8 protein-coding genes and 1 pseudogene are annotated in these 12,681 nt (G+C 60.1%); 6 read left to right on the forward strand and 3 right to left on the reverse strand.

Annotated features, from left to right (window positions below; genetic code table 11):
- Nucleotides 1-379: 379 nt before the first annotated feature.
- Entirely contained in the window at nucleotides 380-1,144 is a 765-nt protein-coding gene (locus tag VE23_RS22045; protein ID WP_021878806.1) for a ThuA domain-containing protein, read from the forward strand.
- Nucleotides 1,145-1,294: 150 nt separating this feature from the next.
- Nucleotides 1,295-2,899: a methyl-accepting chemotaxis protein gene (locus VE23_RS22050; protein WP_049869130.1), complete on the forward strand. Its 1,605-nt coding sequence runs from the start codon at nucleotides 1,295-1,297 to the stop codon at nucleotides 2,897-2,899.
- Between the two features lie 156 nt (nucleotides 2,900-3,055).
- Here the strand turns inward: VE23_RS22050 and VE23_RS22055 are convergent.
- Nucleotides 3,056-4,612: pseudogene (locus tag VE23_RS22055) on the reverse strand (catalase); the annotation flags it as partial.
- 215 nt (nucleotides 4,613-4,827) lie between these two features.
- Here VE23_RS22055 and VE23_RS22060 point away from each other — a divergent pair.
- On the forward strand, nucleotides 4,828-6,189 hold the full coding sequence (locus VE23_RS22060; RefSeq protein WP_049869132.1) for a sodium-dependent transporter: 1,362 nt from the start codon (nucleotides 4,828-4,830) through the stop codon (nucleotides 6,187-6,189).
- A gap of 130 nt (nucleotides 6,190-6,319) precedes the next feature.
- On the opposite strand, the gene VE23_RS22065 is transcribed toward VE23_RS22060, so the two are convergent.
- A complete protein-coding gene (locus VE23_RS22065; RefSeq protein ID WP_049869133.1) occupies nucleotides 6,320-7,510 on the reverse strand; it encodes an ROK family transcriptional regulator in 1,191 nt (396 codons plus the stop codon).
- A gap of 214 nt (nucleotides 7,511-7,724) precedes the next feature.
- On the opposite strand from VE23_RS22065, the gene xylA reads away from it, so the two are divergent.
- The 3 genes from xylA to VE23_RS22080 all read left to right on the forward strand — a co-directional run bounded on the left by xylA (nucleotide 7,725) and on the right by VE23_RS22080 (nucleotide 11,135).
- The gene (gene xylA / locus VE23_RS22070; protein WP_048747491.1) at nucleotides 7,725-9,038 is read left to right on the forward strand and encodes a xylose isomerase; all 1,314 of its coding nucleotides are present in this window, start codon (nucleotides 7,725-7,727) and stop codon (nucleotides 9,036-9,038) included.
- A complete protein-coding gene (xylB, locus tag VE23_RS22075) occupies nucleotides 9,031-10,527 on the forward strand; it encodes a xylulokinase (RefSeq protein WP_021878799.1) in 1,497 nt (498 codons plus the stop codon). Before xylA ends, xylB begins: the two co-directional genes overlap by 8 nt.
- A gap of 206 nt (nucleotides 10,528-10,733) precedes the next feature.
- Entirely contained in the window at nucleotides 10,734-11,135 is a 402-nt protein-coding gene (locus VE23_RS22080) for a hypothetical protein (protein ID WP_048747493.1), read from the forward strand.
- A 120-nt stretch (nucleotides 11,136-11,255) separates the two neighbouring features.
- Here the strand turns inward: VE23_RS22080 and VE23_RS22085 are convergent, their stop codons facing one another.
- Nucleotides 11,256-12,539 (reverse strand): NAD(P)/FAD-dependent oxidoreductase, encoded by a 1,284-nt coding sequence (locus VE23_RS22085; RefSeq protein WP_048747495.1) that lies wholly within the window; start codon nucleotides 12,537-12,539, stop codon nucleotides 11,256-11,258.
- Nucleotides 12,540-12,681 lie beyond the last annotated feature (142 nt).

Below are 12,681 nucleotides of genomic sequence, written 5' to 3' on the forward strand. Positions count from 1 at the left end.
TCCCCATTGGAGCCACTTCGGTTCCATTTCCGTTCCTCCTCGCTGGAATGGCAGGTATGTGCATGAATACGGCGGTTGAAGCCGGCCGCAGGGACCATTTCTCGGTCAGCGCACCGGAATCCTGTTTCGCCCCGCGTCCAAGCGGGTAAAAATCCGTATTGTTGTTCGAGCTTCCGCGTTCCTTGCGGAAACCGGCAGCGCCGCAGGGGCATGACCGCTCTGCGGCCGGCTGCCGGTTTGTCGTCTTTAGGGACCGGCTTCAAAATGTGGACGAGGACGGGAAGGGATTTGCTTCAAAAAGTGGAATAGATTAGATAAAAGATCCGTTAAACGTTTATCGCTTTATTTCATCCATTTGACCTGAAGGGAGAGACAGGGCATGGTTGTCGAAGTCGGAAGGGGAGGCACAGTCTATGTGCCGGATACAGGGATGACGGGGGACGGAAGTCCTCGCATGGGCATCTTGACAGGGAGGCAGATCGCTGCCGGGCGAGTCAAGCCTCGGCCTGCAAGAGGCGCCGTGCTGCTTGGAGACGGCTCAGGCGCCTCTTATCATCCCTTGCAGGCCGTTCAGGAAACGATTCTCGGCGCCTTGAAGGATGATTTCGACGCGGAAGCGACGGAGGATTACAGCGTTCTCGAAAGCCCCGCTTCCGGAACAGGCCTGATAGCCGCGTATACCGACCGCTGGAAAGATCCCGTCACACCGGAGCAAGCCAAGGGCATCATCAATTTTGTCGGCCAAGGAGGAGGACTCGTTCTGATCCATTCCGGCATTTCTCTTGCAGCCGACCCCCGGCTTGAGGAAATGATCGGAGCGCGGTTTCTCGGACATCCCCCTTATCAGACCCTTTCCTTCGAACCGGTCGTAGGCAAGGGCGGAGCGCATCCGATCGTACAGAATATCGAGCCCTTCGATTCCCCCGACGAGCCTTACCGCTACTCCTTCAGCAGGTCGAAGGACCGAGAGGTCATCCTGGAGTACTGGCTGGACGGGTGCTGCTACCCCGCAGCCTGGGTGCAGCGCTACGGCGAAGGCCGAATCGCCGTCCTGATGCCGGGCCATGACCGGGCTTCGTTCGAGAGCGGGCAGGTGCAGCGGCTGATCCGATCGGCCAGTCTGTGGGCAGCGGGGCGGATATAAGCCATCTTTAGAACGATGCGGGTCTGCGGACCCGCTTTTTGTTTTCGATTTTTTGATTTTGGCCCTAAATCTCCGTCTGGAAAATGTCGATGTGTACTTACGACATGTTGTCATTTAGTTGGCATCGATATTGAAGACGGGGGAAATCAGATGGCATTCAGACAGCCGGAATCGATTCAAGCGAAAGAACAGGGCAGCCGCTCCCTGAACAGCAAGGACACGGAGGCCGACGGAAAGAATCCAAAGCAGGAGATGCCTGCAGGCCGGCCTTCCGCGGACCGGCAAAGCCTCGCCTACTCCGATCGCAGAAGGCGCAGTACGGCCGTCCTGGCCGTCCTGTCGATCTATTACGCCCTTGTTGCCGGCATGATGACTTCATTCGATACGGAAGCGGCTTACACGAAGGCTTTGTTGATTCCTGCGGGCATCGTCTTGGTCTTGTTATGGGCGGGGCATGTCCTGCGCAGGCTGGAGCCGATCATTCCGTACATGACCGTCGCGCTAGTCGGCTACATGACCATTACCTCCGTACAATACGACAGCCGGAGCGTGCTGTCCGCGCTGCCCGCATTCTTCCTCCTGGCGCTCGGCGTCATGTACAACAGCCGAATCACGCTCTTGTACGGCACTCTCAGCGGGGCGGGACTAGTCGTCTATAAGTTCGCGATGTATCCCGGCAGCAACGAAGTCGACTATGATCTCGTTTACTTCCTGTTCTACTTCTTGATCGTGTCCGGCCTGCTGATCAGCCAATCCGAGATCGGCCGCTCCATCCTGAAGCGGGTAAGCCGGTTCCAGCTCGAGGCGGAGCGCACTCTGGAGCGCGAACGGCAGCGGGACAAGGTCATGCGGGTGTCCGTGCGGACCCTCTCCGAGGGGATGGAAGGAATACGCCAGAACGGCCATGACAATGCGGCCTCCTTCCAGGAAATGAATACCGCTTTCCAGGAAATGTCCTCGGGCGTGAACAGCCAGGCCGAATCCATCTCCGACATCGCGTCCAAAGTATCGGATTCCACCAGCCAGCTCGCGACCATGATGGGTACGCTGGGAGAGATGATCGGCAACATCGAGCGGACAAGAGAGGCGTCCGTGAGCGGCAGAGAAGTCATGGAACGGCTGACGGATACGATCCAGCGCTTCCAGGACAGCTTGAAGGAGTCAAAGAGCGATTTTGAGAAGCTGAGCGAGACGATACGGGATGTCCTTCCTATGACCGCCTCCATCCAGGAGGTCGCCAGGCAGACGAACCTGCTTTCCCTCAATGCGAGCATCGAGGCTGCGCGGGCCGGGGAGCACGGTGCCGGCTTCGGCGTCGTCGCCTCCGAGATCCGCAAGCTTGCCGTAACCGCCGGCGAAGCCGCGGAGCGCATAACGGCCAGCCTCGACCTGGCGGCTGTGCGCACGGAAAGCTCGGCCTCCTCCATGGACGCCAATGTGCAGAGGATGGAGGAGAGCTTCGCGCTCGTCGACCTGACGCGCAGCGCGTTCGCGGGCATCGGCGAATCCGTCCAGCGGCTGCACGAGGATGCCAGCACGGTAGGCGGAGAGATGGACAATGTCGGCGCCTCCAGCAGGGAAGTGGAGGAGCAGGTGGAGAATTTCGCCGCCGTCATGCAGCAATCCTCGGCTACTCTGGAGGAGCTGCTGGCTACGGTCGAGACGCTGACGAGGCAGAATGCGCAGCTGCAGGAGCGAATCGAGCAGTCGGAGGATGCCTTGCGCGAGCTGGCGGCCGAGAAAGAGTCCAACTAGCCTGCAAGTCCGTTCCAACAAGGAAGCGGCTTGCATGGCGCCGATTGCAGCTGCAAAAAAAGCAGATGCCCGGCCTCGGCCCTATCCAATCCGCAAAAAAAGAAGCGGCGGTTCTTCCGGCATTCCATGCCGGGCTGACCGCCGCTTTGCTCTGTTTCAGTATCCGTCTGTCTTGTGCCCGGAGCGCTCCGCCTTCTCCGCTCCCTCGCGCATGCCGGACGATGCGATATGCTCCATGTCGGCCTTCGCCTTGGCCAGCCCTTCCGCCACGCGGCGGCCGTAGTCGGCATCCGCCTCGGTGAAGTGGGCGATCATGTTCTGCTGGATGACCGGCGCGCTGATCTTGAGCGCATCGACGAGATTGGAGATGAGCTCCTCCCGCTCCCATTCCTCGAACTTCCGGTACGTCTCTCCGGCCTGCTTGAAGTCGTTCGGCCGGGATATCTTCTCCCGCACCAGAGCGGCATGGTACATCGGCTCATGCTCCTTGCCCGCAGGGGCCGCTTCCTTCAGTCCGCCAAGCGAGGAGGGCTCATAATTGACATGGGGATTCTGATTCGGTCCCTTGTCGACATTGAACGCCATCTGGCCGTCCCGCTGATTCGTCGCGACCGTCGTTTTCGGCGCGTTGATCGGCAGCTGCAAGTAGTTCGTGCCGACCCGGTAGCGCTGCGTGTCGGAATACGAGAACGTGCGGCCCTGCAGCAGCTTGTCGTCGGAGAAGTCGAGGCCGTCGACGAGCACGCCGGTTCCGAAGGCCGCCTGCTCCACCTCGGCGAAGTAGTTGTCCGGGTTGCGGTTCAGCACCATTTTGCCGACGGGAAGGAAGGGGAACTTGTCCTGGTCCCATAGCTTGGTCGGGTCGAGCGGATCGAAGTCGAGCTCGGGATGCTCGTCGTCGCTCAGAATCTGGACGTTCAGCTCCCACTCCGGATAGTCGCCGCGCTGTATCGCCTCGTACAGATCCTGGGTCGCATGGCTCGTATTTTTGGCCTGGATTTCGTCGGCTTCCTTCTGGGTCAGGTTTTTGATGCCGACCTTCAGAGGCTCCCAGTGGTACTTGACGAGCACGCCTTTTCCTTCCGCATTGACCCATTTGTAGGTGTTGACGCCGGAGCCTTGCATTTGCCGGTAATTGGCCGGGATACCCCAAGGGGAAAAGAGAAAGGTAATCATATGCGTCGCTTCCGGGGAATTGGAGACGAAGTCGAACATTCTCTCCGGGTTGCCCAGGCTCGTCACCGGATCGGGTTTGAACGCATGCACCATATCCGGGAATTTGAGCGGATCGCGGATGAAGAAGATTTTCAGGTTGTTGCCGACGAGATCCCAATTGCCGTCCTCGGTATAGAATTTCACGGCGAAGCCGCGAGGGTCTCGGAACGTCTCCGGGGAATGGCCGCCGTGCACGACCGTCGAGAAGCGAACGAATACGGGCGTCTGCTTGCCCGCCTCCTGGAACAGCTTGGCGCGGGTATACTTGGATACGGCTTCGCTGCCCGCCTTGCCATACGCTTCGAAATACCCGTGGGCTCCGGCGCCTCGGGCATGCACGATCCGCTCCGGTATTTTTTCCCGGTCGAAATGGGAAATCTTTTCAATGAAATGATAATTCTCCAGCGTGGACGGCCCGCGGCTTCCGACGGTACGGATGTTTTGGTTGTCGGTAACGGGATGGCCTTGCCTGTTGGTCAGGATATCCTTCGAATCGTTGTTTTCGGTAGGGGAACTCATTATGTAGGACTTCCTTCCTGTGTTCATCTCTTCGTTCCGACTTACCTTTTTCCATTTGACTTCTTTCTATACCAGATAAGGGAAAGGTTGATCGGCCTAGAAAAAGATGAGACCAATTGCTTCTGGACATTAAAGCGTTTTTTCGATAAATTAATAATCTCTTACCAACATGAAAAGCTGGAGGCAAATCATCCATGAGCAAGTCATCAAGCAACTCCCCCGGCGGCTCCTTGAAAAAAGCTGAGCGTTTCTCCTCGTCAGGGTTCATTCTGGCTGCGATCGGCAGTTCGGTCGGGCTGGGCAACATGTGGAAATTTCCGTACATTACCGGAGAGCATGGAGGGGCGGCTTTCTTCCTCCTGTTCATCGTTTGCCTGATTGTGGTCGGCTTGCCCGTCCTGCTCGCCGAGATGACGATCGGACGCGGCGGCCGGGGCAACGCGGCGACGTCGCTGTTCAATCTGACCGGCAACAAGTATTGGAAATGGTTCGGCGCCTTGTCCGTTCTGACAGCCTTCCTGATCATGTCCTATTATGCCGTCGTGGCAGGCTGGACGTTCCAATATACGCTCGATTCCCTTACGGGCGGCCTTTCGCACAAGGGGATGGACTACGAAGCGCATTTCAACGATTTCGCCGGCGGCCTCCTGCCGGTCTTCTGGCAAGCCGTCGTGATGCTCATCTGCGGGTATGTCGTGGCTAGAGGCATATCGGGCGGCATCGAGAAATTCAACAAAATTCTGATTCCCGGCTTCCTGATCATCCTGCTCGTTCTGATGGCCCGTTCGCTTACGCTGCCGGGCGCCGCCGAAGGCGTAGAGTTTTTCCTGAAGCCGGACTTCGCCAAGCTGGACAGCGAATCCGTGCTGGTCGCTCTCGGACATGCCTTCTTCTCCCTGTCTCTGGGCATGGGATGCATGCTGACCTACGGCTCCTACGTAAAAAAAGAGCAATCGCTCGGCAAGGCGACGATCGCGATCGGCATCGGCGATCTCGGGTATGCCTTCATCGCCGGCCTGATCATCTTCCCGACCGTCTTTTCGTACGGGCTGCAGCCGGACAAAGGCGTCGGGCTCGCGTTCATGGCGCTGCCGGCCGCTTTCTCGCAGATGCCGTTCGGCGCCTTCTTCGGTGGATTGTTCTTCATCCTGCTGGCCATCGCGGCGCTGACATCGGCCGTATCCATCCTTGAAGTGCCGGTAGCCTTCGCCATGACCCAGTGGAAATGGTCTCGCCGGAAGGCCGCCTCGATCGTAGCTTCCGTCTGCTTTGTGCTTGGGATTCCGGCGGCGCTGTCCGTGACGGGCTCCCTGAGCGGCTTCCTCATCTTCGGCAAAACCGTGTTCGACTGGTTCGACTTCTCCACCGCCTATCTGCTCATGCCGATCGGGGGACTCGTCGTCACCTTGTTCACCGGTTATGCCTGGAAGCGGGCCGGGGAAGAAGCCGGCCTTGCGGGCTTCTGGTACAGGGCGTGGATGGTCGCGCTGCGCTACGTCGCTCCTCTCCTCATCCTGGTGGTGCTGCTCTACTCGCTGTTCGTCAAGCCGGTGTAAAGGCACTAAAAAAAGAGGCTGTTCCCTTCGTCATCTCGTCGACGCAGGGAACAGCCTCTTTAAATTGTTGGAATTTCAGGAAACCAGCGGCTTGATCATCGGGAACGACGATGTTCGCCGGACACGAATCTCAATGGGTGGAAAGAAGCTGGGTCCTGCCGGCTTTGACCCGGTCCAAAAAGGCGCTTGCGGCCAAGTGCGCGGCTCCTCTCACGGCCGACGCATCGCCAAGCTCCGCGAACAGGACGCGCAGGCGGCTGCGGTGGTAAGGGAGCGCGCGGCTCTCCAGCTCGCGGGCAAGCGGGCCTTCGAGCCAGCGTTTCGCCCGGCTCAGCCGGTTCCCGATGAGCACCGCTTCCGGATTGAAGACATTGGCGATGGTCGCGATTCCGACTCCAAGCATAGCCCCGGTGCGCTCCAGGACGTCGATGATCGCCTTGTCGCCTGCATTGGCTTTTTCCAGAATCTCATCCAGCGTGCGGCATCCTAGAGGAAGGGCGTTGTCCAGCAGCGCTTGCTCCGAGGCGTACAGCTCCCAGCAGCCCCGGTTGCCGCAGCGGCAAGGCGGGCCGGCATAATCGACGGAGAGATGCCCGAGCTCGCCGGAGTGTCCGGTGAAGCCGCGGTACAGCTTGCCGTCCAGCACGAGGCCCGTCCCGATGCCGATGCCCGCGCTGACGTAGACGAGATGACGGATGCCCGAGCCCGCTCCGAATACCTGCTCCCCGAGGGCGCCGAAGTTGGCTTCGTTGTCGACCCGCACCGGCACGCCGAAGCGGGCTTCCGTCAGCCGGGCCACTTCGGTAGGCTCCCAGTCCATATTCGGGGCGAACAGCAGGGCTCCAGTCTCGTCCACGATGCCGGGAAGGCCGATCCCGATGCCTACGAGGCCGTAGGGGCTTGCTTCGGCGGCGGCTGCAAGCTCCTCGATGAGCGCGAACAGCAGCTTCATGATGGAAGCCGCCGACCGGGCTTCATGGGGACGCCTGATTTCCTTGAGGACAGCGCCTTCCAGATCGGTCAGCACGCCGAGGATGTAGTTCGCCCCGACGTCGACGCCGATCGTATGTCCGGCCCGCTTGTTGAACACAAGCATGACCGGCTTGCGGCCGCCGCTCGATTGTCCTTGTCCGGTTTCGAGGACGAGCTGCTGGTCCAGCAGATCCTGCACGAGGGAGGATACCGTCGCTTTGTTGAGGCCGGTCTTCTCGGATATTGCCGCTCTGGACAAGGGGGCATGCTTCAGCACGGCTTCGAGCGCAATGCCCGTATTGATGCGCCGGATCATCGCCGGATCTCCGGTGGCGGTAGTCGGTTTCATAGGTGCAGCTCTCCTTCTATATGGCGGCCTGCGGCCGGTTGCTGATCCAGACAAGTATATATCGGATGAGAGGGGAAACAAATCCTGCTGGATGGGATTCCGTTTCAGTATAACAAAAATAACTTAGTTTGTTTAGTAGACAAACTAAGTTGAACGATGGTAAATTAGATTCTGTAGAGCGTTTACATTTCCGTATTCGGGGAGGCAATCATTCATGGGATATTTTGATGGAATCGGCAGCATTCGCTACGAAGGCAGGGACACGGACAATCCGCTCGCTTTCCGGCATTACAACGCAAATGAGGTCGTGCTGGGCAAAACGATGGCCGAGCATCTGCGCTTCGCCGTCGCTTACTGGCATACGTACGTAGCCGACGGCTCCGATCCGTTCGGCTCCGGCACAGCGGTTCGCCCGTGGGACAAATTCTCCGGCCTGGACCGCGCCAAGGCGCGCGCGGAAGCGAACTTCGAGTTCATGGATAAGCTGGATCTGCCGTTCTTCTGCTTCCACGACCGGGATATCGCTCCGGAAGGCGACACGCTCCAGGAAACGAACAAAAACCTCGACGTCATCGTCGCCCTGCTGAAAGACGGCATGAAATCGAGCGGCCGCAAGCTTCTCTGGAACACCGCGAACATGTTCACCAACCCGCGCTTCACGCACGGCGCCGGAACGGCCCCGAACGCGCAGGTATACGCGTATGCGGGAGCTCAGCTGAAGAAAAGCCTGGAAATCGGCAAAGAGCTCGGAGCCGAGAACTACGTCTTCTGGGGCGGCCGCGAAGGGTACGAGACGCTCCTCAATACCGATGTGGAGCTGGAGCTCGACAACCTCGCCCGCCTGTACCAGATGGCGATCGCCTATGCCGATGAGATCGGCTTCGACGCCCAGTTCCTGATCGAGCCGAAGCCGAAGGAGCCTTCCAAGCATCAATACGACTTCGATGCCGCGACGACGCTCTCTTTCCTGCAGAAGTACGGCCTGAAGGACCGCTTCAAGCTGAACCTGGAGGCGAACCATGCGACTCTGGCCGGCCATACGTTCGAGCATGAGGTCCGCGTCGCGGCGATCAACGGCGCGCTCGGCTCGCTGGACGCCAACCAGGGCGACCTGCTGCTCGGCTGGGATACCGACGAATTCCCGACCGACCTGTACAGCACGACGCTGACGATGTACGAGGTGCTCAAGGCAGGCGGCCTCGGACGCGGCGGCGTCAACTTCGATGCCAAGGTCCGCCGCGGCTCCTTCGAGCTGGACGATCTGTTCCTCGGCCATATCGCCGGCATGGACAGCTTCGCATGGGGGCTGAAGGCAGCCGCCAAGCTGATCGAGGACAAGGTTCTCGACAAAGTCGTGGAGGATCGTTACGCCAGCTTCGGAGAAGGCATCGGCGCCGAGATCGTATCGGGCCGGGCGACGCTGGCCTCGCTGGAGCAGTATGCGCTCCAGAACAATCCGATCGTCAACGCCTCCGGACGTCTGGAAGCGATCAAAGCGAAGCTGAACGAAGTGATTTTCCGTGTCTGAGTACGTCATCGGCATCGATCTGGGAACCAGCAGCGTCAAGGCGCTGCTGGTCGACCGGGAAGGGAATGTAGCGGCGGAGGCTTCCCGCGAATACCCGCTGCATAGCCCGAAGGCCGGCTGGAGCGAGCAGGATCCGGAGCAGTGGGTCGAGGGGACGCTGGCCGTGCTGCGCGAGCTCGGAGCTTCCGATGCCTTGAGGGACGGAGTTGTCGAAGGCATCAGCTTCTCCGGGCAGATGCACGGCCTTGTGCTGCTGGACAAGGACAATCGCCCGCTGCGGCCGGCCATTTTGTGGAACGATACGCGCACGACGGCGCAGTGCCGGGAAATTGAGGCCAAGCTCGGCGGCAAGCTGCTGGACATTGCCCGCAATCCCGCTTTGGAAGGTTTCACGCTGCCCAAGCTTTTGTGGGTGCGCGAGCAGGAGCCGGAAATATTCGGGCAGGCGGCGCTGTTCCTGCTGCCTAAGGACTACGTCCGCTACCGGTTGTGCGGAACGCTCCACATGGATTACTCCGACGCCGCCGGAACTCTGCTGCTGAACGTGCCGGAGCGAGCATGGAGCGCGGAGATTCTGGAAGCCTTCGGGCTGGAAGCATCGCTGTGCCCGCCGCTTGCAGAGTCTTCCGAGCAGACGGGAGCCCTGCTGCCGAAGCTGGCCGAGGAGGCAGGGCTGCGAGGGTCGCTGGCCGTATTCGCCGGCGGCGCGGACAATGCCTGCGGCGCCATCGGCGCAGGCATCCTGCAGGAAGGGGAGGCCTTGTGCAGCATCGGCACCTCCGGCGTCATGCTGTCCTACGAATCGGATCGCGGACGCGATTACGGCGGCAAGGTCCACTTCTTCAACCATGGCGAGAAGGACGCCTATTACTCCATGGGCGTAACGCTTGCCGCCGGTTATTCCATGAGCTGGTTCCGCCGGCTGATGGGCGGCTTGCCTTACGAGGAGCTGCTTGAAGGCGCGGATCAGGTGCCGGCAGGCGCCGGCGGACTGCTGTTCGCGCCTTACCTGGCGGGCGAGCGGACTCCGCATGCGGACGCAGCCATCCGAGCCAGCTTCATCGGGCTGGACGGCTCGCATGGCCGCTCCCATATGGCGAGGGCCGTCATGGAGGGAATCACCTTCTCCTTGAACGAGACTCTTCATATGTACCGGGAGGCGGGGAAAGAGATGAGCGCCGTCATCTCCATCGGAGGAGGCGCCCGCAATCCTCTGTGGCTGCAGATCCAGGCGGATATCTTTCGGGTGCCGGTAACGGCGCTGGCCAATGAGCAGGGACCCGGCATGGGGGCTGCGATGCTGGCCGCCGCCGGCTGCGGCTGGTACGGCGATCTGCGGGAATGCGCCGCGGCTTTCGTACGCCGAGGCCGGACATACGAGCCGAATGCCGCTGCAGCCGATGTTTATGAGCAGCTGTTCCCGGTATACCAGCAGGTGTACGGAGCGACCCGGTCATTGAGCGAGGCGCTCATGCCGTTCAGAAGCTGAGCGAATCTATCGCCGCCGCACTGGAAGAGACGATCTTCCGGGACGGCGGCTTTTTGCAGCGGACCCGGATCGGCAGGGAACAACAGGCTGAACGGTACGATTGGACCGGCCATGCGGAGAGATATCGCGGCCAGCATTCATATTTTTATCGCCAATTGGTTATCGTAATGCTGCCCGGCAACAACCCAAAAGGAGACCCGATCCCGATGACCGAACGCCATGACCATTCCCTGCTCTTCCGCTTCACGGATTCAGCCTCTGCTTCCGTCGCCGTATCGACGCTTCGCGAGCTCGGCTACGATGCCGTCGCTGCGGATAACGCGGAAATCCGCCTGTCTCTCCACGGCAACGACCTGACGTCCGCCCTTGAGATCGCCTTCGCCCATGGAGGCGAGCTGGACGTTCCGGAAGACACGATTACGATTCCGGCGCATATGGTCAATGAAGATCTGGTCGCTTGGGAGGAGGGCTTCTCCCTGAATTCCTCCCTGCCCGGCGACAGCGCCGATTCCGGCCTGCGCAACCGAGACGAAGCGGCGGAAGGCGAGGAAGCCTTTCCTGAACAGGACGACGCGCTGAGCTATTTTTCGGGGGATGTCCACATCTGAGCCGATGAACGATCACCTGAACTAAAACATCCCGTCAGGCACAGCCAAAAAGGCCGTCACCGCTCTCCGCCCGGAAATGCGGCGGAGAGCGGAACGGCCTTTTTTGGCGATTCAATCCAATCAGCGCTGCCGCAGCACCGCTTCCGCAGCGCTGCGGCCGGCATGGTACCCGGTCGTGAAGGCGGCGGTAATGTTGTACCCTCCGGTGAAGCCATGGATGTCGAGCACTTCTCCGCAAAAGTAAAGGCCTTGCTGCAGCTTGGATTCCATGGTGGCAGGGCTGATTTCCTTCACATGGACTCCCCCGCCGGTAACGAAGGCTTCCTCGATCGAGAGCGTGCCGTCCACCATGACGGGCAGTTGCTTGAGCAGCCTCGCGAACTCCAGCCATGCCGCTCTGTTCAGATTGTCGTAGGTCGTCATGGGATTGATGTCCGCTCGGGCAAGGGCATATTCCGCCATCCGGTCCTGCATGACGGCGGGCAGCACGTTTTTGACCGCCTTCTTCGGCTCGCTTGCCGCAAGTCCGAGCAGCTCGGCGTAAAGGGCGTCGGCCGACCGGTCCGGATACAGATCCAGAGTGAGTCTGACCGGCTGCCCGGACGTTTTTTTCCTTTCCTTGACGACGTACTGGCTGCAGCGGAGGGCCGCAGGACCCGACAGGCCGAAATGAGTGAAGATCATGTCGCCCTCCTGCTCGGTCAGCCGCTTGCCCTTGGCGCTCCACACCGTCATGACGATTCCGCGGAGCGAGAGGCCTTGCAGCTCACGGCTGCGGATGAACGGCTCGGATGAGGTGAGAGGAACTTCGGTCGGATACAGCTCCGTCACGGTATGCCCGGCGTCCTCCGCCCATGGATACGCGTCTCCCGTCGATCCCGTATGGGGGACGGATTTGCCCCCTGCGGCGACGATTACGGCTCTCGACCGGATCGTCCGGCCATCCGTCAGCTTGATGCCTTTGACCTTGCCGTCCTTGAACAGCAGTCCGGCGACCTTCTCGTTCATGCGGACGGTGACTCCGCCTTCGCTTACATGGCGGATCAAGGCGTCAACGACCGATTTGGCTTTGTCGGAGACAGGAAACATCCGGCCTCTGTCCTCTTCCTTCAGTCGGATGCCGAGTCCCTCGAACAGGGCTGCGATTTCCCGGCTCCCGAAGCTGGAGAGAGCGCTGTGCAGGAATTTCCCGTTGCCGGGAATATAGCGGATCAGCTCTTCCGGCTCCTTGTTGTTCGTGACGTTGCACCGGCCTCCGCCGGATATGCCGAGCTTGCGTCCGAGCTTGCTTCCCTTGTCGAGCAGCAGCGTGCCGGCTCCCGCGTGTCCGGCAGCCGCCGCGGCCATCAGGCCGGAAGGACCGCCTCCGATGACGATGACTTCGTAAAATTCATGGCTGGACATAGCTTGATGAAAGCTCCTTCTTCTCTGCCGCATGCGGACAGGGTAATCAATAATCTGTTCGCAGATTCTTACTGATTCTAACAGATTCCCGCATCAGTTGGAAAACGGCCATGGACATGACGCAATTCATTTGAAAAAATCC

Origin of the sequence: Paenibacillus sp. D9, from assembly GCF_001188365.1 — a bacterium.
Lineage (GTDB): Bacteria > Bacillota > Bacilli > Paenibacillales > Paenibacillaceae > Paenibacillus_O > Paenibacillus_O humicus.